The sequence below is a fragment of the Micromonospora sonneratiae genome, assembly GCF_042679305.1.
Classification (GTDB): Bacteria; Actinomycetota; Actinomycetes; order Mycobacteriales; family Micromonosporaceae; genus Micromonospora_H; species Micromonospora_H sonneratiae.
Window position 1 is genome coordinate 37,689 of the sequence record NZ_JBHTMP010000005.1, and the last position, 25,025, is coordinate 62,713.

The window sequence follows — 25,025 nt, forward strand, 5'->3', positions numbered from 1 at the left end:
TGCAGCCGGCCGACCATAACGACGCCTACCGACAAGATCGACCATCGGGCACGTTGCCGGTCGGGAGGGGCCTGCCTGTACGGAAGGCGACGACCTGGGGCCTTCCTGACCCTCAGCGGAAGTCGCGGGAGGCCGGGCTGACCGGCGGGGTGATCGCGTCGAGCCGGTCGGCGGTCAGGTTCGTCACCCCGTCGTAACGTTCCAGCCGTCCGCGTACGACCAGCGCGGCGCTGGTCCGGGCCACCTTCCGGTAGCGCTGCCACAACCCCGGTGAGCAGGTCACGTTGAGCATCCCGGTCTCGTCCTCCAGGTTGAGGAAGGTGACGCCGCCGGCCGTACCGGGACGTTGCCGGTGGGTGACGATTCCACCGACGCGTACCCGCCGGCCCGGCTCGACCTGGGCCAGTTTCGCGATCGGCAGCGCCCCGAGAGTGTCCAGTTGCGGCCGGATGAACCGGGCCGGGTGGCTCTCCGGGGACAGGCCGGTGGCCCACACGTCGGCGACCAGCCGGTCGACCGCCTCCATACCGGGCAGTACCGGTGCGGTCGCCCCGGTGACGGTGCCGGGCAGCCGGTCGGGCCGGTCCTGGGCGGCGGCCCCGGCCGCCCACAACGCCTCCCGTCGGGTCACCCCGAAACAGGCGAAGGCGTCCGCGGTGGCCAGCGCCTCCAGCTGCGCGGCGGTCAGGCCGACCCGCCGGGCCAGGTCCGCCATGTCGCGGTACGGCCCGTCCGCCGTACGCTCGGCCTCGATCCGCTCGGCCAGGTCGTCGCCGAGCGTACGGACACTGGACAGCCCCAGCCGTACCGCCGGACCGCCCAGCCCCCACCGGTGCGGTGGTTCACCGGGTGCGCTGCCCCACCGGGTGTCCGGGGTGGACTCCAGTACCGTCTTGGCCCCGCTGGCGTTGATGTCCGGCCGGCGTACCTCGACGCCGTGCCGGCGGGCGTCGTCGACCAGCGTCTGCGGCGAGTAGAAGCCCATCGGCTGGGCGTTGAGCAGCGCGGCGAGGAACGGGGCCGGATAGTAGCGCTTGAGCCAGGAGCTGGCGTACACCAGGTAGGCGAAACTCATCGCGTGGCTCTCCGGGAAGCCGTAGTTGGCGAAGGCGGACAGCTTCAGATAGACGTCGTCGGCCAGGTCACCGGTGATGCCACGGTCGGCCATGCCGGCGTAGAGCCGGTCGCGGATCTGCGCCATCCGTTCGGTCGAACGTTTGGACCCCATCGCCCGGCGCAACTGGTCGGCACCGGCCGCGTCGAAGCCGGCCAGGTCGATCGCGAGCTGCATCAACTGCTCCTGGAAGAGAGGTACGCCCAGCGTCTTCTCCAGCGCGTTGCGCATCAGCGGATGCGCGAACACGATCGGCTCCTGCCCGTTCTTGCGCCGGATGTACGGATGCACCGAGCCGCCCTGGATCGGGCCGGGCCGGATCAGCGCCACCTCGACCACCAGGTCGTAGAACTCCCGGGGCTTGAGTCGGGGCAGGGTGGCCATCTGGGCGCGGCTCTCCACCTGGAACACGCCGACCGAGTCGGCCCGGCACAGCATGTCGTAGACCTCGGGGTCGTCCAGCGACATGCTGCCCAGGTCGAGGGTGGAGCCGATCAGGTCGTGGGCGTAGCGCAGCACCGAGAGCATGCCGAGCCCGAGCAGGTCGAACTTGACCAGGCCGGCGTTGGCGCAGTCGTCCTTGTCCCATTGCAGTACGGTCCGGCCGGGCATCCGCCCCCACTCCACCGGGCACACCTCGATGACCGGCCGGTCGCAGATCACCATGCCGCCGGAGTGGATGCCCAGATGCCGGGGGAAGGTCTGCAACTCGTTGGCGTACGCGACGACCTGCTCGGGGATGCCCTCGGCGTCCACCGCGGCGATCTCACCCCAGCGGTCGATCTGTTTGCTCCAGGCATCCTGCTGACCGGGCGAGAAGCCGAACGCCTTGGCGATGTCCCGTACCGCCGAGCGGGGCCGGTAGGAGATGACGTTGGCGACCTGGGCGGTGTGCTCGCGGCCGTACTTGGCGTAGACGTGCTGGATGACCTCCTCCCGGCGGTCGGATTCGATGTCGACGTCGATGTCCGGCGGTCCGTCCCGTTCCGGGGCGAGGAACCGTTCGAAGAGCAGCTGGTGGCGGACCGCGTCGACGTTGGTGATCCGCAGCGCGTAGCAGACCGCCGAGTTGGCCGCCGACCCGCGCCCCTGGCAGTAGATACCGTTGCGCCGGCAGAACTCGACGATGTCGTAGACCACCAGGAAGTAGCCGGGGAAGCCCAGCTCGTCGATCATCTTCAGTTCGTGTTCGAGCTGCCGGTACGCCGTCGGGTGGGCCTCGGGTGGGCCGTAGCGGTCCAGCGCGCCGGCCATGGTCAACTCGCGTAGCCAGGTCATCTCGGTGTGCCCGGGTGGCACCGGGTAGGCGGGCAACTCGGGGGCGACCAGTTGCAGGTCGAAGGCGAGTTCCGCGCCGAAGGCGGCGGCCCGGGCCACCGCGCCCGGATAGGCGGCGAACCGGGCGGCCATCTCTGCCCCGGTACGCAGGTGGGCGGTGCCCGCCGCCGGCAGCCAGCCGTCCAGCTCGTCCAGGCTGCGTCGGGCCCGTACGGCCGCCAGCGCGGTGGCCAGTCGACGGCGGCCCGGGGCGGCGTAGTGCACGTTGTTGGTGGCGACCGTGGGCAGCCCGGCGCGGGCGGCCAACTCGGCCAGGGCGTCGTTTCGGTCCCCGTCGAGCGGGTCGCCGTGGTCGGTCAGTTCCACCGCCACGGATTCCGCCCCGAACAGCGCGGTCAACCGGTCCAGTTCCTGGGCTGCCGCGTCGACCCCCTCGGTGAGCAGCGCCGACGGCACCGGTCCCTTGCGACATCCGGTGAGCAACAGCACGTGGTCGCGCAGTTCGGCGGCGACCTCGGCCAGCTCGCCGTAGACCGGGCGACCCTTCTCCCCGCCCCGCAGGTGAGCCCGGGCGATCGTACGGGCCAGCCGGGCGTACCCCTGCGGACCTCGGGCCAGGACCAGCAGGTGCCGGCCGTACGGGTCGGCTTCGCCGTTCTGCGGTCCGGGCAGGTCCAGCGACAGTTCGGCGCCGAAAATGGTGGGCAGGCGCAGGGCGCGGGCCGCCTCGGCGAACCGCACCACACCGTAAAGCCCGTCGTGGTCGGTGACCGCCAGCGCGGTCAGCCCCAGCCGGGCCGCCTCCTCGGCCAACTCCTCCGGGTGGCTGGCCCCGTCGAGGAAGCTGAAGTTGGTGTGGCAGTGCAGTTCGGCGTAGGGCACCGTGTCCGGGGGCGGCTCGACCGGGTGGGCCGGTACGGCGTACCGGGCCCGGGTCCGGCTGCGCGGCGCATCGTCGCCGTCGACCGCCAGCGGGTCCACCACGTGCAGGTGCCCACCACCGGCCGGGTCAGCAGCGTCCGGCCGGGTGGCCCGGCCGGACAGTGTGCGTTCCAGCTCGGACCAGGGCTGGTCCGGGTTGTGGAAACTCATGGGTGGGGCCCGCTAGTCATAGATCGCCTCCACCGACCACTGGCCACCGGTGAGGCAGAGCAGCAGTGCACCGCCGTTGGCGAGGCTGACCTGGAAGCGGGCCCGCCGCTGGGCTTCGGCCGGCGCCCACCAGCGCTCGTCGACCGGCCACGGCCCGGCCCAGCCGACGATCTCCACGGGCGTGGCCGGGCCGACGGTGAGCCGGGCCGGCGCGGCGCTGACCTGGAGCCGGGCGGTCACCTGGACCGGTTGACCGGTGCTGTCGTGCACGGTGGCCGGCAGCGGTACGGGCAGCACGATCGCCGGGGCGGGCGACGGCAGCCGACCCGGCCACGGTGCCGCCGTCGGGCGGGCGGGCAGCCGTTCGTCGCCCCACGGCACCAGGCGGGTCTGGTCTGCTGGTGACCGCCCGCCGCCGAGGACGGCGGTGACCACCGATTCGGGGCCGAGGATGCCCTGCACCCGGCTCAACGCCCGGTGCGCCCGTTCGCGCTCCTCGCCGGTCTCGCCCCACAGTCCGGGTTGCAGGCCGGCTTGGGCCAGCACCCCGGCCGGGATCAGCCGCAGCCGGATGATCCCGGCGGTGGGTCGGGGTGGGGCCGGTCGACCGGCGCTGCCCGGCCGCCGGTTGGTGCCGGAGATCCAGCCGTCGAGCTGCCAGCGCACCCGGTCGGCGATCGCCGCTGCGGTCAGCAGCCCGTCGTGCCGCCAGACCCGGTGCAGTTCCTGCCCGTTGGCGGTCACCGCCTCGATGCCGAGTCGGGTGCAGGCCAGGCCGTATCCGGCGAGGGTGTCGTGGAGCCGCTCGGCGTGGGCCCCGGCGGCGAACGCGGCGGCGTCGACCCGGTCGAGCGGTTCGTCGTACGTCTCGGTCACGTCCAGGTCGGGCGGCGGGCGACGGGCCGCCAGCGGCCGATGGTCGCGGCCGGCGGCCAGCCGGTGGGCCAGCGCCGCGTCGAATCCGAACCGGGTCAGGACGTCCCCGGCCGGCAGGGCCGCAAAATCGGCCAGGGTACGCAGGCCGAGCCGGCGCAGGAGGTCGGTCAGCCGGGGCCGGGCGAGCGCTTCGACGGGCTGGTCGGCAAGGAAGCGTACGGTCTCCCCGGGCGGGATGATCCGGCCGGCTCGGGCGGCGAGACCGGCGGCGAAGACCCCGTCGGCGATGCCGACCTGGCTCTCCACCTCGCAACTCTGGGCAATCTGTTCGACGATCCGCTCGGCGGCCTGCTCCTCGCCGCCGAAGTAACGTGCCGGTCCCCGGGCAGCCACCGCGCAGACCCCCGGCCGGAGCACCTCCACCCCGGCGGCGACCTCCTCGACGGCGGCGACCACCGGTTCGAAGGCGCGTACGTCCCGCCCCGGGTCGTGCTCGACGGTGACCAGGTTCGGGCACCGGCTCTGCGCCTCCCGTTTACGCAGGCCACGGCGTACGCCTTCGCGGCGGGCGGCCTCGGAGCAGGCCAGCACCCGGTTGGCGTGCAGCACCGCGACCGGGCCGGTGGCCGGTACCCCGTCGACGATCTCGGCGGCGATCACCGGCCAGTCGGGGCACCAGACGAGCAGGGTCCGTACCGGCACCGCACCACGCTCCATCTCACCCCCTTGACCAGCGACAACGTCATATTAGAACGCGTGTTCGATTCACGGTTGGCCGACCGGCCACCTGCCCGCGCCGCCTGGTCATCCGCTGGGCACGGGCGCTCTTCGCGTACGGCGATAAGGGACGTCGGGTTCACTTTCGGGCAGCCTGTCGAGCTGCCCCGGATACGCGCCCAACCCGACAGGGCTTGCCCAGTAGCCAGACCCAGGCCATTGGCGGCTGTCTGCCAAACCGGCCACGTTCCAAATACCACGCCGACCACGGCACCTACGCCAAGCAGCCCGCGCACCTGATCCGCGCCGAAGACCGCGGCAGTTCGAACGATGAGCCGACCGCAGAACCGCCGACCGCCAAGAAGACCCGTCGTCCCCGCAAGCCGACAACCTGACCGCGGGTGGCGATGGTCCAAAACTGCTTCACGTAATCAAGAAGCGGCCCGGCGCAAGGCCGGGCCGCGCGCACGCGCTACAGGCCTACGGCCCCGCGCGCACGCCCGCCATCACTGGAATTGCCTGACCGTGAAGCTGCACATCCAGCGAATCAACGATCGCCGGACAGCCTGGTCGTCGATCTGCGCCATCACTCCGCTGCCAGCATCGAAACACGCCGGCCAACGATTATATCGATGCAAACCTATGCCACTCCCCCCATGGCGGCAACCGCGACGGCAACCCGCACCACCCATCGCAGACTTGCATAGATCGGCACTACGTTCCGTGACCCGCCCGCACGCCACAGCCGGTCAGCTAATCGGCAAGTCTGAACCGAAACCTTTCGCGCGCACAGGCACCCAACAACGGTGACTACCAGTATTCAGGCACCTGCCACTTAACACACGTAGGCCGCCGCCCGCCAGACGCACAGAACTCTTTGACAGCCTCACGGATTAGGCCAATGGGGATCTCAGAACGCTCGGGGAACTCAGTCAAATGACCCATTATCGAGTATCCAACTTCATCTCGCCCAATGTCGGCGCCTAATGTAGTCCAGTTTCCGTCATCCATAAAGGCCAGGGCGCCGACCCCCCGCTCCCCGTCAACTCCAACCAATAGCTCATGGTCTGGAAAACCTGAAGGCAGGGCGGACCGATCCAGAGAATGAAGTTGCGCGAGATTGCAGCCGACCGAACTCCGTTCCAGTGAATCGATCAGCGAATCGACATCTTCCGCCGCAGTCAGGATCAGAGGCGCCTTGACGTGCTCCAACAGATACTGTGCCGCAACCTTGTAATTGAACGTCATCGCCGCCGCCTGGTTCCATAATCTGCTCGCTGCCAGACGCCGTCGTTATCACGCCAGTGCACCGAAAGACCTCTGTTGGAATCGAGAATGTGGTTCAAGGTCTGGTCGCATCCCAACCTAACCTGGCATGGCCCATTGGGATTATTAATAACCACATCGACATCCACGATACCCCTTTTATTCATAAGCGCCGCGAATTTCTGCTCAAGATCGCTAGCCCGAGCAGAGTTCGAAGACCCACGCAGGATACCCGCCGCACGAAGCTTCGCGTTGACTGCACCGATCAGTCCCGCGTGATTCTTCTTGTCACCGCTCCACAACAGATCAAAGTCAACGGCCGACCCATTGGCATCGCGACCGCTGGCCCGACCGAAGGTCGTTTGCCCTTCGGACCATTCCGGGAGTCCTTCAGCCGCTGCCTCGGCATCGAAGCACCCGTTGTTGTTGTGAACGAGGACCGGTTCGTTGCCGGCGAGCACATAGTACGTGTGGATGTCGGCGACGGTGAGGTCGCGCATCTCCTCGTTGCCGTGGTAGTTGGCCACGGTGTGGACGATGACCTCGCCCTTGCCCGCGACGTGGAGCTTGGTGCCGGGGTTCAGGTTCTTGGCGTCGGTCCACTCCTGCTCGGTGACGTTCCAGAACGGGTGGTTCTGGGTGGTCTCCAAGGTGGTGGTGTTGCCGTCCTGGTCCCGTACGGTCAGGTCGGTCAGTTCCCGGTCGGTGTTGCGGTGCAGTTCGGTGACCGGCTTGGCCAGGGTGGTCCCGGTCTCCGGATCAGTGGCGACAACCCGGTCACCGACGTTGACATCCTCGATCGGCCGGACCGTGCCATCAGCCATCAACACCTGGGTGGACGGATCGAAACTGTGCTTCCGCGACGGAGGAATCGGACAACTACCGCCGCCACCGCTGTCGCCGCCTCGGGCCGGGGCGTTGTCGCCGCCGCCGCCCTTACCGCCGCCGCCCTTGCGGTTGAGCAGTCCCAGGCCGGGGACCATCCCCAGCAGAGCGCTCCTCGGGTCGACCCGACCAGTGGTCACCGCCTGGTCGATGACGTCACTGACGCCGTTCTCCACCGCCTCGGTGACCAGGCGGCCACCGATACCCGCACCAACCCGGCTGGCCACCGCAGCAGCCACCTTGCCAGCGATCATCCCGCCAGCACCACCGGCCAGACCGGACAACGCACCCGTACCCAAAGACCCGAGAGCATCACCGATCGAGTTGATGTCACCCTGAGCCGCGTCCTTGGCCAGGTTGATCAACGCACCCGCGCCGACCATGCACGCCAACGCACCCGCCCCGACGGTCACCGCCGTACACGCCAAACCGGCCAGGATCGCCCCACCGATCGCCGCGACCTCGAGGATGACGTCCTTGTGCTCCACCACCCACTTGGCCGTCGCGTTGGCAGCGTCCTTGACCGCGCTCGCGGCCTTCTTCACCGCCCGGGTCGCCTTCGCCGCTACTTTCTTACCCGCCTGTTTCGCCTTGTTGTAGGCCTGTTTCGCCTTCTGTTTCGCGGCGGCGTACTTCTTCGCCACCCACTTACGGCCCTGGTCGATCTTCTTCTTGACCGACTTGGCGACCTTTTTCGCGACCTTTTTGACCGCCTGTTTGGCCTTGTTGACCGCCTGTTTGGCCTTGTTGACCGCCTTGGACGCGGCCTGCTTGACCGCCGACACCTTCTCGGCCGCGTAGCTACGCGCCGCCGAGTAGGCACTCGACGCGTACGACGACACATAGGATGTCGCCCGCGAAACCGTGGACGTGACCGCACTCGCCGCCCGCGAAACACTCTGGGCGATCTTCTTGAACGGGTTACCCCAGTGCCCGGTCGGGTCGGTCACCGTCAACGGGTTGCCGTCACCGTACTGGTAACGGTTCGCGTTGATCGAATCCGGCACCGGCGAGTTCGACGCCGTATCCCGCGTGTCGAACTGACCCGTCTCCGTGTTGTACCAACGGGCATGCATGTTCACCCGGCCGGTGAACGCATCCGTCCACTCCGACTGGTAGCCGAGGCTACCGATCATCCCCGTGGTCGCCAGCACCTTGCCCAACGGGTCATACGTCGTAGACCCGGCCAACGCCGTACCGGTCTCGGTGAACTGCCCCACCACATCGGTGTGCAGGTCCGTCCAGGCCAACCGCTTCGTCCCACCAGCGGCCTCACCCAACAACCCACCGGCCGGATCCCGCACGTACGTCGCGGTCCCGTCGCCGGCCAGGTCGTTACCCAGACCGGTGTACGCGAACCCTGGCCGGATCGCCCGACCCAACCCGTCATAGCTGTACGACTGTGTCCCCGCCGCCGAATCCTGAGACAGCACCTGCCCGAACGCGTCCGCCCGTGTCAGCTGGCCACCGGCCGACGCCAAGGTCCCCCGAGCCGTGTACGCGTACTCCACCCCATCGGCGGTCAGCAACCGGCTGCGCTGGTCGTACGTGAACAGCTTGGAGCCGTTCTGCACCCGGTTGCCGGACTTGTCGTAGGCGTACACGGTCGTCGCCGTGCCGTTGTTCCACGACGTCAACCGGTCGGCCAGGTCGTACGTATAGGTGTTCGCAGCCGCCCCGGCGAAGCCGGTGGTGGTCTTCGAGACGATGTTGTCGTTCGCGTCCCAGCCGTACGCGATCTTCGCGATCGACGTACCCGATGGGGTCTTCAGCTCGTCGGAGACCGGCCGGTGCTGGTCGTCGAAGCCGAAGTTGCGGGTGTTGCCCGACGAGCCGTAGGTGATCTTCGTGACCTGCGACAGCTGGTCGTACGTGTTGGTGAGCTGTACTCCCGCGTCCGCGTTGGCGATCGTGGCCAACCGCCCGGCGGTGTCGTAGGTGTAGTTGGTGGTTCCGGCCGCGTCGATCCGGGAGGTCGGCTGCCCGTCCTGGTTGTAGCCGAACGACGAGTTCCCCGACGGACCGGTGACCGACAGCAGCAGACCGCGGTCGTCGTAGCTCAGTGTGTTGCTGCCCCCGCTGCCGGACAGGGTCGTCATCCGACCGGCCAGGTCGTAGCCGAACTCCCGATCCTCGGTGGAGACCTCCGCACCCGCGCCGACCTGTCGTGTCACCTGCCCCATGTCGTCGTAGGTGCTGGTGATCGTCACCCCGCCAGGCAACGTCTGGGTGACCGGCCGGCCCCCCTTGTCGTAGGCGATCGTGAAGGTACGGTCGGCCGGCGTCGGGTGCGCGGTGGTGGCCGGCTCGATCTGCGACTCGGGCAGGTTCCACGAGTTGTACGTCGTCATGAACGAGTTGCCCCGGCCGTCGGTGAACCGGGTCTGGTTACCGGCCAGGTCGTACGCGAAGGAGGTCTGGATCGAATCCGAGCCGGAGATCGGCTGGACCTCCCTGACCAGCATGTCGGTCGCGTCGTACTCGAACGTCGTGGTCGTGCCCTTGGCGTCGGTGCTGGCAATCAGGTTGCCGCCCCGGTCGTAGCGGCTACTCCCGGTGGACAGCAGGGTGCCCGCCGCGTTGAACGAACTGGTCGCGGTCGCCCGTCCGGCCAGGTCGTACGTCGTGGTGGTGTAGGTGCCGTCGGGCAGCGTGGTCCGGACCACCCGGCCGTCGCCGTCGTAACCGTAGGTCGTGGTGTTGTTGGCGCCGTCGACCTCGGTCAGCACCTCACCGAGGGCGTTGTACGTCCGCTTGCTGGTCACCCCGGCAGCCGTCTGCACCTGCGACAGCCACCCGCCCATGCCGTAGCTGTAGGTGGTGGTGTGGTTGGTGCCGGACTGGCGTACCACCTGGGTGGTGGTGAGCTGGCGGCCGAGGTAGTCGTACGTGGAGGTGCTGACCGCTCCGGTCGGGTCGGTCTGCGACAGCAGGTCGCCCACCAGGTCGTAGCTGTACTTCGTCACGCCGTTGTTCGGGGCGGTCACCTTGGCCACCCGACCCAACTGGTCGTACTCGTAGGTGGTGGTCTTGCCCAGCGGGTCGGTCGACGTGAGGAGTTGCCCCACCGGGTCGTAGGTGCGGGTGGCCCGCGGGGTCACCGCTGTCGACGTTCCCGGCGCGGTGTAGCTCGGCAGGACGTCCGCGACCGACCGGCCGATGGCGTCGTACTCGGTGACGGACCAGTTGCCGTTGGGATCCCTCCGGTCGGTCGCCTCCCCGAAGGTGTTGTAGCCGATCCAGGAGACAGCGTTCGCCAGACCCGCACCGGTGGCCGACTCCGCCATCACCGCCGGGGCCGTGGTCTTCACGGCCCGGCCCTCCTCGTCGTACGAGTAGTAGGTGGTCCTGCCGTTCGGGTCGGTGGTCGACTTGGGATGGCCCTCCTGGTCCAGGTTGACGGATGTCCGGATCACCTCGGCCCCGGCCGCCGGTGCCGTCCCGTCGTGGACCTGGGCGATCTCGGCCGCCGTCAGTGCCTTCTGGTACGCCTGGACATCGCTGATCCCCCCGGTCCAGCCACCGGTGAGCACACCGTCCCATCGGACCCGTCCGACGGTGAGCGGACCGGCGGTACGGAACGGATCCCAGTTCACCGCAGCCGTACCGGCCAGGGTCTTGTTGATGTAGAACCGCATCTCCCTGGCGGTCGCGTCGTACACGCCAACCAGGTGGGTCCAGGTGTCCGGCTGGGCCGTTGCGCCGCTGAGCACCCTGGCTCGGGCAGAGGTCTGGGTGTCCTCGTCGAACAGGAAGAAGCCCCACTTGTTGCCGGCCACCTGGTCGTACCGCAGCGAAAACGGACTCTGGGCGCTCGTGCCCAGTTGCGACACCACCGCCCCGTTCCGGGACGCGTCGGCGAGCTTCGCCCAGACGGAGATCGTGAAGCTACGCGTGGTGTCGACCACCGGGCCGGCTCCGTCGATGGAGCCGGGACCGGCGAACTGCGCCGACCCGCCGCGCTCGGTGGACCAAGTGATCCCCGAGGTGGCCGTACCAGCGGTGTTGCCGACCGAGTCGGCCACCGCGGTACCCGCTGTCTCGTTCAACCGCCACCGGCTGACCGGCGTCAACTGGGTGTTCCGGTACGTGGTCTCTGCGATGACCCGACCCGACGAGTCGTACATCGCCTCGGACAGGCCTACGATGCCGCCCGGGTTCGACTCCGTGGTGGAGACGACGTTGTCATCCAGGTCATAGCCGAGGGCGGTGGTCCGGTTGAGGCCGTTCGGGTCCGCCGTGGAGGAGGTCTGTCGACCGGCGGCGTCATAGCTGGTGACGGTCGTGGTGGCGCCGTTGTTGGTCACCTGCTTCACCACGTTGCCGGTCAGGCGCAGGGGGAAGAGCCACGAGGAGGGCGCGTCGGGCGACTTGAGGATCAGGGTCTCTTTCAGGCCCGCGTCGAAGGTACTCAGCTCGACGTCGGTCTGCGGAAGGACGTCGAAGTACGTTGCCGTGGGGCCGGCCACCACCGGCGTCACATCCGCCGCCCCGACCAGGTCGTAGGCGATCACCTCGCCGGACGGCAGCGTCAGCTCGGCAAGGTCCTCGTGGTTTCCGCAGTCTGCCGCGCGATGGTGGTGGACGCAGCGGGGGTCTCGCCGGTGCCGGCCGCGGAGATCCGCAACGAGTTCGCCCGCATGTGGATCCGGCCATCGGCTCGCCATTCGAGGTTCGGATCGATCGGATGCCACGAGCCGTCGGGCAGTTGGTAGTTGACCGGCCGGCTGTACACCCGTCGGGTGTAGGAGCCGTCGGCATTGGCGTACACGTCGGACTTCGCGGTCGCCGCCGCTGGCATACGCTTACTGGTCTGGGCGTCGAACCGGGCCGACGCACCGGTCGTGCTCGGTGACCTAGTGGGCTGATAGGGCTGGTACGGCGCCAGCGTGTCTGGGGCCGGCTGGGGTGCCCGACCCGCGCCGCCCCGAGCCTGGGTCGACGCCGCCGACGCCCGACCGTCGCTGGGCGGGAGGGCCTGCTGATGCTGCACCGGGAGCCCGACAAAGGCAGCCGCAGCCGACCAGGCCGGCCGCTGCGCGAACCAGGTGAGCCAGCTCAGCGGGAAGCCGCCATCCGGCGGTACCGCGCCCGGCGGCACCGCGACCAGGAGCGCCCCACGACGCAACGCCCGACCACCGCAACGGCGCACGGCCGGCTCCTCCCTGCTTTGAAGATCAGCAGCGGGGAGTCTGCGACATAGACGATCTTTCCGTCAAGATGCCGTTACGGAAAGTCCACATTGGGGGGTGGCCGTCAATCGGCGTCGGCGCCCATCATCTCGGTAACAATCCTGCTAACCCGGGTATGTACCGCGTCTGCCGCTGTTTCCTCCACAACGGACACATTGGCCGTAGGCACACCACCACCGACAGTCACGAAACGCGCGGCCGGGAAACGGTCCGCGTTCTCCCGTACGGCATCGACCGGAGCAGCACCCACCGCCAGCACCAGGTTGCACCGACTCTGCACCAGACTGGCCAGATAGGTACGCGCATTGTCGGCGGTCTGCGCACCATCCACCTCGAGGAACTGGACCTTGGCCCGCGTCTTCAGAGACGCCTCCTGCATCCCGGCCCAGACCGCTGCGGCCTCCGGCCCCGTCACTCCCCGTTCATCGGTGAGCAGGCAGGCGGTGACGTCCCGATACTGCCGCGCTCGCGGCTCCGGCTGTGGCGAAGGCCATACCGCCCAGGTCACCACTCCGGCCACCGCGGCCAGCACTGCACCGCCAGCCCACCAGCGCCACCGACCACCCGGCAGTTGACCCAGGCTCAGTCGACCTCTCGGCGTCGCGCCACGCCGAGGTTGCCGCTTCATCCGTACCCGACGTCCCACTCCGCCACCCAACACGGCGAGGAGCGTACCCGCACCGACTGACCAGGCATAGACGGCTTGGTCATCTTCAGGGACGTCAATTCCGACCCGCTCGCGATGATCGAGTCACGGGCTGACGAGCGTCAACGAGGTCCGACGGGACACCGAAGGTGCGGACTCTGGCGGGGTCGCGCCCCGGGCACCCGTACGTGCTGACCGGTCACCGGGCAGCCAGACCCTGATCTCCTTCGGTCGGGCGGCGGCACCCCGGCCTCGGGCGGAGATGGTGACTTCACGACGACGTAGCCGTCCCCGGCCCTGGCCGAGTCCCTCCCAGTTGCCCCGTACCACGCGCAACGTGACGTCGGCACCGTCCCACTCGCCGTACGGGACGAGCACACTCCCCCGCTGTCGGGCGCGGGCAGCCAGTCGGGTGACGACCGATGTGGTGACCGCCTTCGGAACGGTGGTGACCACGACGTCGACCCCGTCGATCAGGGCGGCCACCACGGTTGCCCACTCGGGCCCGGGGTGCGGTACGAGAGCCAGCCGGTCCAGTGCGATGCCGAGGTCGGCGGCGGCGACCGCCCCGAAGGTGGGTACGCCGACCACCGCGCACCACGAGCCGGATCGGGACGCTTCAGCCAGTAGTGCCAGCACCAGCGACGTACCGCCGTTGCCGGCCGGTTGACCGGCGGTGACCGCGACAGTGCTGCCCCGGCGTAGCCCTCGGTTGGGCAGCAGCCCGGACAACTCGGGTAGCACCGGCAGCATCCGGTGGGCACCGGCCGCATCCGACTCACTGGCTGGTCGGACCAGTCCGGCCAACGCGGCGGAACCGACCACCATCCGGCCCGCCATGGACCTTCTCTCCTGCCTGTTCTAGATCTTCCTTGGTTGGTTCGTGGTTCGTGATCGGCGGATCGTCAGGCGGCGGCCAGCCCGTCGAGGACCGGCTGGTGGGCGACTCCTAGCGTCACCTCGACCTCTGCCACGAACTCCTCTGCCGCGCGTAGCAGGTTGTCCGCCTCGCCGGTGGTGACCACCCGGGGGATGCCGGCCTCGGCCGCAGCCCGTTTGGTCGCGCCGGTGGCGAAGAAGTTCGCCCACTCGCCCATCTCCGGGGCGACGAGCACGAGAAGCGCCCAGACGCTGGTGACCCGGTTCCGCCGGGTGGGTGCGGGGCGGGCGCGGGCGGCCAGCATCGCTGCGGCGGCGCGCAGGGCGGCCAGGTTCGCGGCGGCGTTGCGGAGGCCGTCGGGCCGGGTCTGGGCGGCCTCCACCAGCCCTTGACGGGCGATTGCCAGCAGTTGGACCGGCGTACGGTGAGGCAACATGTGCACCGGCACGGTGGGTGCCTGAGCCTGATTGGTCGGCATGGGATCCACTCCTCCGCGTCGCCAACTTTCGTCACGCCCCGGAACCGGCTGAAACCGGCAGTGGCGCGCTGGACTGCTAGCCCCTGGTGCGGAGGAAGTCGCACCGATGGGGTCGCCGGCCGGATGTGGACGCTTCCCCACACCACACCCGGCCGGCTGAGCCGGGCGGGTCCGCTGCCGCCGCCCGGGGGTCGTGGGCGGCGGCAGCGGTCCTGCCTGTAGGGGTCCGGACTCGCGACTGTCCGAACCCGCGCGGTCCGCGGAACCGCTTCCGGGATCGACGCCGCGAAACGCCTTCCCGGAGGCTCGAACGAGCGTTCGATCTAATCGAACACACGTTCTAACTACTGGAGACAGTACACCCCCCGTCCGACGAAAAAGCAACCTTCGGCGAGTTTCGACAGCTCGACCGTGGCGGGGAGCCCCACTCTCACGGCGCGGGCCGCCGTTCAGGAACCGGAGCGCCGACCGTCAGTGACCGAAGCCGACGATGCCGTACCCCTTCTCAGTGACCGAAGCCGACGATGCGCACCCCTCCCTCGTCGGCGCGGACCCGCAGCCCAATCGACGCAGGACTCGACCGGTCGAAACCTCACTCTGTCCGCCGGTACCGACCGGTCCGCACGAATGGTCACGTCCCACCGGGCGGTAATGACTGGATTTCGTTTCACCCCTGTCACCGCCGCCGGTAGCCTCTCCGCGTGACGACTCGTAGACCCGCCCTCGGGGTGCTCATGGTGGTCGCCTCGGGGATCCTGTTCGCGGTCAACGGCACAGTGTCGAAGCTGGTGCTGCAAGCCGGGATCGAGGCGCCACAACTCACCCTGATCCGTGCCGCTGGCGCCTTCACGGGCCTGCTGGCGCTGAGCCTGCTGCTCCGCCCCGGCCCCCGCCGGCTGCGGATCACCGTCCGGGAGCTTCCCCTGCTGATCGGCTACGGCCTGACCGGCTTCTTCCTGGTCCCGATGCTCTACTTCGTGGCGATCTCCCGGCTGCCGGTCGGAATCGCGCTGCTGTTCGAGTACACCGCTCCGCTGTTCGTCGCGCTCTGGGCCCGGTTCGGCCAGCGCCAACAGGTACGACCCCGACTCTGGGGCGGAATGGCACTGAGCCTGATCGGCCTGGCCGGAGTCGCCGAGGTGTGGGGTGGTCTACGCCTGGACGGCATCGGCGTACTCGCCGGGTTCAGTGCGGCCGTACTCCTCGCCATCTACTACGTACTCGGCGCACACGGGGTACGCACCCGGGACTCCCTGTCCCTGACCACCTGGGCATTCGGCACGTCGGCCGTGGTCGGCCTGCTCACCCGGGCCGCCACCGCCGGCACCGGTGGCTGGGAACCGCTGGGCCAGAGCAGCGGTGGTGTGCCGGTCCTGCTGCTCTGCGCGTACGTCGTGCTGCTCGGCTCGATCGCACCGTTCCTGCTGGTGGCCGGCGGCCTGCGGCATCTGCCGGCGACCAGCGTCGGGATCATCGGCATGATCGAACCGGTACTGGCGGCGGGAATCGCCTGGCTCACGCTGGGTGCCGGTGAGGCGCTCAGCGCAGCCCAGCTGGCCGGCGGCACCCTGGTGCTGGTCGGGGTGGCGATCGCCGAGACCGCCCGGGTCAGGGCTCCGGCCGCCGAACCGCCGACCGCGCCCGACGTGCTGGTCGACGCCGGTTCCCGGTCGACCGGAACGGTCTCGTCCGGCTGACCCGGTCAACCGGACAACTACGATGACAGGGAAAGATGACGGGATGCAGTCACATCCGAACGTGCGCGCTGTCCAGGACGTACTGGACAACGCCAGCGCCCGTAACGGCTCCGGCTCGCCGAGCCAGGTCCAGATCCTGCCCGAGGCGGTACACACCGCCGCTGCGGCGGCAGCCGCCCTGGGCATCGAGGTAGGACAGATCGCCAACTCGTTGATCTTCAACGCGGACGGTGACCCGCTGCTGGTACTCACCTCGGGCGCGCACCGGGTCGACACCGCCGGACTCGCCGCCCGCCTCGGCGTGACCGCCCTGAAGCGGGCCACCCCGGAATTCGTACGGGAGCACACCGGCCAGCCGATCGGTGGCGTCGCGCCGCTCGGGCACCCGAAACCGGTCCGTACGCTGGTCGACTCCGCGCTGGCCGGCTACGACGAGATCTGGGCCGCCGGCGGCGTACCCCAGGCGGTCTTCCCGACGACGTACGCCGAACTGCTCCGGATCACCGGCGGCACGCCCGCCGACGTGGCCTGACCCACCGCACGAGGTGACCGCCAGCGGCGGGCCGGTCAGGTCGATCCTCGGGCGTCCGCTCCCGGTGGCAGCGGAACCGAGTCGTGGTAGGCGGCCACCCGGGTGAAGAACGTCTGCTGGGCAGGGTTGAGCTGCTCTTCGAGGTAGTCGTCGAGAAGCCGGAGTTGCTTCTCGTCGACCACCGGCAGGACAGCCGCCCCGCCCAGTTCGGTGACGACGGCCCCGAAGAGCGCGACGCACTCCTCGACGAGTGTGTCGATGGTGTCGCCGTCAGCGTCCGGAGCCAGTTCCGCGAACCGGCGTACGAACACGGCGACCCGTGGGGCGAACTCTGCGGAGGCCAGCAGCTCACAGAACGCCGCCAACCGTGGTCTGCCCCGCTCACCGACCAGGTGGGCAAGCAGGACGGACTGGTCCCGATCGGTCGCGGTCAGTGCCGGCGACATGCCGCTGGAACCGAACACCGCGAAGAACCGGGCCAGTTCGGGCGGGATGTCCGGGGCGACACCCTCCGCCCGGATCTGCGCGATGATCTCCCGCTGCCGGGTCAGCCGCTCGATCTCGGCGTCGAGTTCCCGGTCGAGTTGGTCCAGCAGGTCCGACGACACCGGCGACACCGGCGACACCGGCGGGTGCGACGGCTCCAGCAGGTGCGGCAGGTCCGACGGCTCCAGCAGGTGCGGCAGGTCCGACGGCTCCGACGGGTGCGGCAGGTGCGGTGGCTGCGGCGGGTGCCGACCGGTGTCGTCCAGCAACTCCGGCATCCGGTCGAGTGGAATCCCCAGTGCCGCCAGGCGCTTGATCCGCAGCAGTCGGACCAGGTCACCGATCTGGTAGCACCGGTAACCGTTGCCGGCCCGGGGCGGCTCGGGCAGGACACCGATCTGGTGGTAGTGGCGCAGCGTCCGTACCGACACGCCGGCCAGTCGGGCCAGCTCGCCGCTGTTCACACGCTCTCCTTCATCGGGGCTGCCTCCAGGCTACGCAGTGCCCGGCTGGTGACGGCGACGACGGCGGCCAGCGCCCAGACGACCGCGAAGGCGGCTGCGGCGACGGCGAGTCCGGCGTACTCGACGGCAACGGCCGCCGCCACGATGCCGACCGGTGCCGCACCGGTCAGGATCGCGTTCTGGGTACCGAGGATCCGGCCGCGCATCCGGTCCGGGATCCGCTCCAGCATGAGTACGCCGAGCAGCCCGCTGAGCAGCGCCGCCGCCACACCGAGAAGGAAGGCGCCGACGAACACGAACCCGGCGGCGGGCAGTACGGCGATCGTCGCGATCCCGAGCACGCTCGTGCCGAACCCGGCGACGAACCAGGCCCGGCGTGGCCCCCGGCTGCCCACGACGGCGTAGACGCCCCCGCCGACGAGGGTGCCGAGCGCGATCGAACTGAGCACCAGACCGAGCAGGCCGGGCTGGTCCAGGAGGGTGAAGTGCACCGGCAGGACGAGTCCCTGCAGCGCGGACAGCACGATCGCCAGTACCAGGTTGATCAGGGTGACCGCCAGCAGGAAGCGGCTTCCCCGGAAGAGCAACCGCCAGCCCTCCCGGAGCTGGGCCCAGCCGGTGGCCGGGCCGGACTCAGCGGCGAGATCGCCCACCCCACGGGGCAGTGTCAGGGTCACCAACGCTGCCGCCAGCGAGGTCACCGCGGTGATCCACAACACCGCCGACCCGTCGAAGAGTGCCATCAGGCCACCGGCTGCCGCCGGACCGACCAGGATCGCCAGGGCGCCGATGCTCTCCCGTACGCCCACCAGCCGCTCCGTGGTGATCCCGCCGTGCCGCACGATCGCCGGGAGCAGCGCCTCTCGGGCGGTCATCCCGGGTACGTCCCCGAGCGAACCGACGATGCCGAACAGGATGAACCAGCCCAGTTCGAGACCGACCAGGCGGTCGACGACCGGCAGCGCGGCCACTGCTCCGGCCGAGATCAGATCGGTGACGATCGAGGCGGTCCGCCGGTTGATCCGGTCGATCAGCACACCGGTGAACAGTCCACCGAGCATCGCCGGCACCGCCGTGGCCGCCGCGACGAGCCCCGCACCGAGGACGCTGCCGGTCGACTGCAACACGATCAGCGGCAGGGCCACGCCGGCGATCGCGTTGCCGAGCAGGGACAGGAGTTCGGACGCCAGAAAGGCGACGGGTATCCGCTTCACGTCGTCGAGCAGAAAGTACGACGCTACGTCGGGGTCAAGTCGTCCGCGTCGGCCGGTACGCCGACGCCCGGCTCCCGGCTCCCGACGCCCGGCTCCCGGCTCCCGACGCCCGGCTCCCGGCTCCCGGCTCGGATGGGATCATGGTGAACCGATGAACGGAACATCCGACCTGGTCACCCTGCATGTCTGGCGGGTGTCACGGTCCGTGCTCCCCCGCGCGCTGGTCCGGATGGCGGTGGACCCGCGCCGGCTACGGACCGATCCCGGCGTACGGTTCGGCAAGCTGCTCGGCACGGGCACCGGCACCGGTTTCGGGCCGACGGACGCCGACCTGACCCGGTGGGCGGCGCTGCTGGTGTGGACCGATCCTGGCCGGGCGGCCGGGTTCGACGACACTCCGACCGGACGCGCCTGGCGGCGGATCGCCCGGGCCGGTGCCCGCCTCGACCTGCGTCCGCTGGCCAGTCGTGGCCGGTGGGCCGGTACCGAGCCGTTCGGCCAACCGTCGCCCGGCCCCGTCACCAGCGGACCGGTGCTGGCACTGACCCGGGCCCGGCTGCGCCCACACCGGGCGCTGACCTTCTGGCGGGCCGTGCCGCCGGTCGCCGCCGCGCTCCGGGACGCCCCCGGTCTGCTGGCCGCGTTCGGCATCGGTGAGGCACCGCTGGGCTGGCAGGGCACGGTCACCGTGTGGCGCAACAACACAGACCTGGTCAACTTCGCGTACCGTCACCCGCAGCACCGCGCGGCGATCACGTCCACCCCGGCCCAACGGTGGTACGCCGAGGAGCTTTTCGCGCGGTTCGAGGTGCTTGACGTCGCCGGTGACCCGGGAGTACTCGGCTGGGTGTCGACCGGCGACGATGACGGTGACGATCGACAGTGAGGAGCAGACAGGCATGAGGCTCGTGCCGTGGCAACCGGACGATCTCGCCCGGCGGCTGGACGACGTCATGGCGGTCTACGGCGAGGCGATGGGCTACCGAGCCGAGTTGCTGGAGGCTCGGCGGGGCTACATCGCCAGTCACGCCCGTCGGCCCGGTTTCCGTGCGGTCGCCACCCTGACGAACGAGGGTCACCTGGCCGGCTTCGGCTACGGCTACCAGTCCATCCCGGGGCAGTGGTGGCACGACCAGGTGTACGCCGTACTGGACAGGGACGCCCGGGCGACCTGGTTCACCGACTGCTTCGAGGTGGTCGAGTTGCACGTACGTCCCCCGGCCCAGGGCCACGGTCTGGGTGCCCGACAGTTGAGCGCCCTGCTCAGCATGGCCAACGGCAGCACCACCCTGCTGTCCACCCCAGAGGCGGACGAGCAGACCTCCCGGGCGTGGCGGCTCTACCGCCGCTTCGGCTTCCACGACGTCCTGCGTAACTTCCGGTTCCCCGGTGACGAGCGGCCCTTCGCCGTACTCGGCCGGGAACTTCCGTGGATCCCGCCACGCGGATGATCCGGCACCGACTGCCCTGGCTGCTGCTGGGTCTGCTGGTACTGGGACAGATCGGCTACCCGCTCACCGGCGGGGTGGACCGGGCCCGGCTGACCGTGGCCACGGTCCTGCTGGGCTACCTGCTGTCGGTCACGCACGCCCTGCTCAGCCGAGGTCCGCGTACCGCTCTGGCGCTGGTCGCGGTGACCACCGGCGGCGGTCTGGCGGTGGAGGTGGTCGGCGTCGCGACCGGCGTCCCGTTCGGGATCTACCAGTACTCCGGGCAACTCGGGCCGGCGGTGGCCGGCGTGCCACTGGTGATCCCGCTGGCCTGGACCTGGATGGCCTGGCCCGCCTGGTTGGCGGCGGTACGCCTGACCGACTCGGGGGTCGGTCGGGTCGCGCTGGCCGGGCTGGGCCTGGCGGCCTGGGACGTGTTCCTCGATCCACAGATGGTGTCGGAAGGCTACTGGACCTGGCAGGATCCCTCCCCCGCCCTGCCCGGGGTGCCCGGTGTACCACTCGGCAACTACCTGGGCTGGCTGCTGGTCGCGGTGGCGTTCGCGGGACTGCTGCGCCTGGCCGCCGGTCCGACTGCGGCGCGCGTCACCGACGCCGACGGCCCGATGCACGCCCTCTACCTGTGGACGTACGCCGCCAGCATCCTCGCCCACGCGGTGTTCCTGGGCCTGCCGGCCTCGGCGGCCTGGGGCACCCTGGCCATGGCGACGGTCGCCGTCCCGCTGGCGGTCACCCTGGCCCGGCGGGTTCCGGCCCGCCGGGTCGGCCCGGCGATTTGACCTGGTCCGTTGACTTGCTGACCTGGCCGGTTGGTCTGCTGGCCGGCGTCGTCACGCTGGCTGCGCTGGTCACCGTGTTGACCGCACACACGTACGTCAACGCGACCCGCTGGCTGCGTCGGCTGCCGGCCACCCCGGTCGCCGTGGACGGGACGGTCGCGGTGCTGCTTCCGGTACGCGACGAGGCCACCCGGGTCGCCGGATGTCTGCGGGCCCTGCTGGCCCAGCAGGGGGTACCCGACCTGGAGATCGTCGTGCTGGACGACGGTTCGTCCGACGGCACCGCCGACGTCGTACGCGGTGTCGCCGCCGGTGATCCGCGGGTACGACTGGTCACCGGAGCACCGCTGCCACCCGGCTGGCTGGGCAAGCCGTACGCCTGTCAGCAGCTCGCCGAGTTGGCGGATCCGGCGGCGACCGTACTCGTCTTCGTCGACGCCGACGTGGTGCTCGCCCCGTACGCGGTGGCCGCCTCGGTCGACGCGCTGCGTACGGTACCGGCGACGCTGCTGTCGCCGTACCCCCGGATCGTCGCCGGCTCGGTGGGCGAGCGGCTGGTCCAGCCGTTGTTGCAGTGGTTGTGGCTGACGTTCCTGCCGCTACGGGCGATGGAACGCTCACCCCGGCCGGCGCTGGCCGCCGCCGGTGGACAGTGGCTGGTGGTGGACCGGACCGGCTACGACCGGGCCGGCGGGCACGCGGCGGTACGGGACCGGATCCTGGAGGACGTCGAGCTGGCCCGGGCGGTGAAACGGTCCGGCGGGCGGATCGCGCTGGCCGACGCGTCGGCGCTGGCCAGCTGCCGGATGTACGACTCGTGGCCCGGGCTGCGTGACGGTTACGGCAAGTCGCTGTGGGCGTCGTTCGGTTCGCCGGTCGGCGCGGCGGCCGTCGTGTCCATGCTGTTCCTGTTGTACGCCGTACCGCCGGTGCTGGCGATCGGGGCAGCGGTGGCGGGTGAGCCGGTGATCGCCCTGGCGGCACTGGTCGCCTACCTGCTCGGATTCGTCGGTCGGGTGGTGAGTGCCCGGTCGACCGGTGGCCGGTGGTGGCCGGATGCCCTGGTCCATCCGCTGTCGGTGGCGGTGCTCGGCTGGCTGGTGGTCCACTCCTACCGGCTGCGGCGACGGGGACGCCTGTCCTGGCGGGGCCGACCGGTGCGGATTGGCCCAGTTGGTTCGGACGGAATTGGATCTTCTCGGTAGGCCGACCTGGTCCATAGGGTCGACTCCGCAACCGTGACCGATGATCGACTGAGGTGACCCGACGATGTCCTATCCTCCGCCCCGGTACTTCGCCGACAGTGGCACGGTCGTCGCGACCTACCGGCCCGCCACCGTCGAACCGGACCTCACGATCGGGGTGAAGTCCCGGGTCGGCTACCTGGCGACCGGCGACACCACCGACGGGCAGTTCGGCCTGTACCGATGGGACATGGCGGGGATCCCCAACACGCCCGGCGCGCACTACCACCGGACGATCTCCGAGTCGTTCTTCGTCCTGGACGGCACCGTGTCCCTCTACGACGGCGAGAAGTGGCTCGACGCCACGCCGGGCGACTTCCTCTACGTACCGCCGGGCGGTGTGCACGCCTTCAGTAACGACTCCGGGGCTCCGGCTTCGATGCTGGTGCTGTTCACGCCCGGCGCGCCCCGCGAGGCGTACTTCGAGGAACTCGCCGAGATCGTCGCCACCGGCCGTCAGCTCACCGACCAGGAGTGGACCGAGTTGTACGCCCGCCACGACCAGTACGCCGTCGGGATCTGACCCATGACCGGGTCTAGCTGACCCGGGTAAATGCTGTTGAAGCTGCCGGTGTGGGTGTGGAATGGTCCGGTCGTGACGGACTACCTTGCGGTCAACCGGGCGAACTGGGACGAGCGTGCCCCCGCGCACGCGACCTCACCCGACTATGCCGTCGACCGCTTCATCGAAGACCCGAACTTCCTCAGCCAGGTGGTCCAGTTCGACCTGCCACGCCTCGGCGATGTCAACGGCCTTCGGGCCGTACACCTCCAGTGCCACATCGGTACCGACACCCTCTCCCTGCACCGGCTCGGCGCCCGGATCACCGGGTTGGACTTCTCCGGCGCTTCCCTGGCCCAGGCCCGCAGCCTGGCTGCCCGTACGGGAGCGGACGTCGACTTCGTCGAGTCGACGGTGTACGACGCCCCGAAGGTCCTGGAGCCGGGCAGCTTCGATCTCGTCTACACCGGGGTGGGTGCGCTGGGCTGGTTGCCGGACATCCGCCGCTGGGCGCAGGTCGTCGGCGCGTTGCTACGTCCGGGCGGCCGGCTCTTCATCCGGGAGGGCCACCCGATGCTGTGGGCGATCGACAACGCCCGCGGTAAGGACCTGTTGACCGTGGACTATCCCTATTTCGAGCGACCCGAGCCGATGGTGTGGGACGAACCCGGCACCTACGTCGCCACCGATGCGACCTTCACCCACAACGTGACCCACGAGTGGAACCACGGCCTGGGCGAGATCGTCACCGCGCTGTTCGACGCCGGTCTCGAGATCACCATGCTGGTCGAGCACGACAGCGCACCGTGGGACGCTCTGCCCGGCTCCACGGTCCGTGACGAGCACGGGGAATGGCGGCTGGCGGATCGGCCGTGGCGTCTGCCGCAGACGTACACGTTGCAGGCCCGCAAGCGGGTCTGACGGGTCCTCGTCGTGCCCGCCGCTCGGCGGCCACGACGCACACTATCCGACACGGGTGACAACACCAACGCATCAGCTCAACACTTCGCACGGACGTGACCTGGCACTCCTCGCACTATCGAGCGCTCGATGCATCTCCCTCGTTCCAGACGGAAGTAACATGCCCTTCTCCGTACTCTTCAATAACGCGGGACCTCGCCTCATCGGAAGACCTAGCAAGAATGTGCAGGCGAATGCCGGGTTTGCCTTCTATCCAGATCAAGCCCAAATACTCCCGCATCTGCAAGCTATTACCGACGTTCATATCACTCGCCACAAGGGCCACTTGAAGGGCGCAAGGCAAACTCCGCTGTTGCAGAAGCTGCGATAATCGTTCCCGGCCTTCAAGCGCCTATTTGACATCAGTGCGAAACATCGATGGTTAATCGTCGATGATAGATCACCAAACCTAGCCACATGATCGACACGATGCTTCCATCAACCTAAGCGCCGAGCTACGACATGCAGCACCGCGTCGAGGCTCCAGCACAGATCAAGCTCAGCCCTAGAATGAAGGGCCTCAGCCGCAAATTATCCCCCGCCGATCGTCGCATTGCCCCTCGACTGACTTGCTCTACGCGAAGCCATCACCATCACAACCCCGCTCGGAGACCCCCTGATCCCGGTCGGCGCCCCCCAGCCGAAAGAAGCCAATCAAAACCAGTTGAATTACCTCCACGACCAATACAGGCTCACAATTCAATCAAACTTTCCCGGCCAGCAAACATTTCACCATCAACCTCCACCTAACAACAATCCCTCAATCAATAAATCCAGTCGCAGCAATTATTGACTTAGATCAATAAGTCATCACAATCGACCACCCACACACTTCATTCAGGCAAATTCCCAGAATTATCATCCCCCCTCAGGACGGCATCTACAAATTCATCCGGAGGTTGATACTCGTGCTTCTCAACATAATGATAGATAAGGACTGGCGCAAAGTAGCAAACGCCACCCTCACCTTTCACAACAATCTCACCATTCCCCAATCCCCCCAGACGCTCAACACTTTGAACCATAAGCATTCCATTCATTTTTTCGCCACACTTCGATTGCACCTCCACCAAGCAAAAGGCACACAGATGCGCTCCTCGGGTTACATTGATTGGACTCTCCACCATAAAGCCAAGTTTCTCCAGGAACCCTTCGCACACAGGCCCCGAAGAGAATGATTCAGAAACATCGAGCCACCCGACGTTAAAGGCCACAGGACAAGGGAAGGCGAGTGGACCATATTCATAAGAACTCAAGTCAGGGAAGTACACG

At 68.8% G+C, this 25,025-nt stretch carries 19 protein-coding genes; 8 read left to right on the forward strand and 11 right to left on the reverse strand.

The features are described 5' to 3' along the window. Positions 1-112: 112 nt before the first annotated feature. The 8 genes from ACFQ4H_RS04860 to ACFQ4H_RS04895 form a co-directional block, all read right to left on the reverse strand. Positions 113-3,484 carry an error-prone DNA polymerase gene (locus ACFQ4H_RS04860; RefSeq protein ID WP_377567392.1) on the reverse strand — a complete coding sequence of 1,124 codons (3,372 nt, stop codon included), beginning with the start codon at positions 3,482-3,484 and terminating at the stop codon, positions 113-115. Positions 3,485-3,496: 12 nt separating this feature from the next. After that, entirely contained in the window at positions 3,497-5,077 is a 1,581-nt protein-coding gene (locus ACFQ4H_RS04865; RefSeq protein ID WP_377567394.1) for a DNA polymerase Y family protein, read from the reverse strand. An 810-nt stretch (positions 5,078-5,887) separates the two neighbouring features. After that, positions 5,888-6,325, reverse strand: a complete 438-nt coding sequence (locus tag ACFQ4H_RS04870) for an Imm1 family immunity protein (RefSeq protein ID WP_377567396.1) — start codon at positions 6,323-6,325, stop codon at positions 5,888-5,890. Continuing rightward, positions 6,322-11,742, reverse strand: coding sequence for a LamG-like jellyroll fold domain-containing protein (locus tag ACFQ4H_RS04875; RefSeq protein WP_377567398.1), 5,421 nt, complete (start codon positions 11,740-11,742; stop codon positions 6,322-6,324). Before ACFQ4H_RS04875 ends, ACFQ4H_RS04870 begins: the two co-directional genes overlap by 4 nt. A 17-nt stretch (positions 11,743-11,759) precedes the next feature. Continuing rightward, positions 11,760-12,380 carry a hypothetical protein gene (locus tag ACFQ4H_RS04880; RefSeq protein WP_377567400.1) on the reverse strand — a complete coding sequence of 207 codons (621 nt, stop codon included), beginning with the start codon at positions 12,378-12,380 and terminating at the stop codon, positions 11,760-11,762. 104 nt (positions 12,381-12,484) lie between these two features. After that, on the reverse strand, positions 12,485-13,081 hold the full coding sequence (locus ACFQ4H_RS04885) for a type 1 periplasmic-binding domain-containing protein (RefSeq protein WP_377567402.1): 597 nt from the start codon (positions 13,079-13,081) through the stop codon (positions 12,485-12,487). Positions 13,082-13,171: 90 nt separating this feature from the next. Continuing rightward, complete coding sequence (locus ACFQ4H_RS04890) at positions 13,172-13,906, reverse strand: hypothetical protein (RefSeq protein WP_377567404.1); 735 nt, start codon at positions 13,904-13,906, stop codon at positions 13,172-13,174. 65 nt (positions 13,907-13,971) lie between these two features. Then, on the reverse strand, positions 13,972-14,424 hold the full coding sequence (locus ACFQ4H_RS04895; protein ID WP_377567406.1) for an SAV_6107 family HEPN domain-containing protein: 453 nt from the start codon (positions 14,422-14,424) through the stop codon (positions 13,972-13,974). Positions 14,425-15,125: 701 nt separating this feature from the next. Between ACFQ4H_RS04895 and ACFQ4H_RS04900 the strand changes: the two genes are divergently transcribed. Together ACFQ4H_RS04900 and ACFQ4H_RS04905 are read left to right on the forward strand one after the other, a co-directional pair. Then, a complete protein-coding gene (locus ACFQ4H_RS04900; protein ID WP_377567408.1) occupies positions 15,126-16,121 on the forward strand; it encodes an EamA family transporter in 996 nt (331 codons plus the stop codon). A gap of 43 nt (positions 16,122-16,164) precedes the next feature. After that, positions 16,165-16,653 (forward strand): YbaK/EbsC family protein, encoded by a 489-nt coding sequence (locus ACFQ4H_RS04905; RefSeq protein WP_377567410.1) that lies wholly within the window; start codon positions 16,165-16,167, stop codon positions 16,651-16,653. Between the two features lie 35 nt (positions 16,654-16,688). On the opposite strand, the gene ACFQ4H_RS04910 is transcribed toward ACFQ4H_RS04905, so the two are convergent. Continuing rightward, on the reverse strand, positions 16,689-17,603 hold the full coding sequence (locus tag ACFQ4H_RS04910) for a MerR family transcriptional regulator (protein ID WP_377567412.1): 915 nt from the start codon (positions 17,601-17,603) through the stop codon (positions 16,689-16,691). Next, a complete protein-coding gene (locus tag ACFQ4H_RS04915) occupies positions 17,600-18,817 on the reverse strand; it encodes an MFS transporter (RefSeq protein WP_377567414.1) in 1,218 nt (405 codons plus the stop codon). Before ACFQ4H_RS04915 ends, ACFQ4H_RS04910 begins: the two co-directional genes overlap by 4 nt. A gap of 151 nt (positions 18,818-18,968) precedes the next feature. Between ACFQ4H_RS04915 and ACFQ4H_RS04920 the strand changes: the two genes are divergently transcribed. The 6 genes from ACFQ4H_RS04920 (at position 18,969) to ACFQ4H_RS04945 (ending at position 23,714) form a co-directional block, all read left to right on the forward strand. Beyond that, positions 18,969-19,703, forward strand: coding sequence for a monooxygenase (locus ACFQ4H_RS04920; RefSeq protein ID WP_377567416.1), 735 nt, complete (start codon positions 18,969-18,971; stop codon positions 19,701-19,703). 13 nt (positions 19,704-19,716) lie between these two features. Then, positions 19,717-20,268 (forward strand): GNAT family N-acetyltransferase, encoded by a 552-nt coding sequence (locus ACFQ4H_RS04925; protein WP_377567418.1) that lies wholly within the window; start codon positions 19,717-19,719, stop codon positions 20,266-20,268. Beyond that, positions 20,265-21,047 carry a carotenoid biosynthesis protein gene (locus ACFQ4H_RS04930; protein ID WP_377567623.1) on the forward strand — a complete coding sequence of 261 codons (783 nt, stop codon included), beginning with the start codon at positions 20,265-20,267 and terminating at the stop codon, positions 21,045-21,047. The genes ACFQ4H_RS04925 and ACFQ4H_RS04930 overlap by 4 nt, the downstream gene beginning before the upstream one ends. A 38-nt stretch (positions 21,048-21,085) precedes the next feature. Continuing rightward, positions 21,086-22,252: a glycosyltransferase family 2 protein gene (locus ACFQ4H_RS04935; protein ID WP_377567625.1), complete on the forward strand. Its 1,167-nt coding sequence runs from the start codon at positions 21,086-21,088 to the stop codon at positions 22,250-22,252. Positions 22,253-22,316: 64 nt separating this feature from the next. Beyond that, positions 22,317-22,814 (forward strand): cupin domain-containing protein, encoded by a 498-nt coding sequence (locus ACFQ4H_RS04940; RefSeq protein WP_377567420.1) that lies wholly within the window; start codon positions 22,317-22,319, stop codon positions 22,812-22,814. Between the two features lie 72 nt (positions 22,815-22,886). After that, positions 22,887-23,714 (forward strand): class I SAM-dependent methyltransferase, encoded by an 828-nt coding sequence (locus tag ACFQ4H_RS04945; RefSeq protein WP_377567422.1) that lies wholly within the window; start codon positions 22,887-22,889, stop codon positions 23,712-23,714. A gap of 872 nt (positions 23,715-24,586) precedes the next feature. On the opposite strand, the gene ACFQ4H_RS04950 is transcribed toward ACFQ4H_RS04945, so the two are convergent. Beyond that, positions 24,587-25,024 (reverse strand): DUF7919 family protein, encoded by a 438-nt coding sequence (locus ACFQ4H_RS04950; protein ID WP_377567424.1) that lies wholly within the window; start codon positions 25,022-25,024, stop codon positions 24,587-24,589. Between the last annotated feature and the right edge of the window lies 1 nt (position 25,025).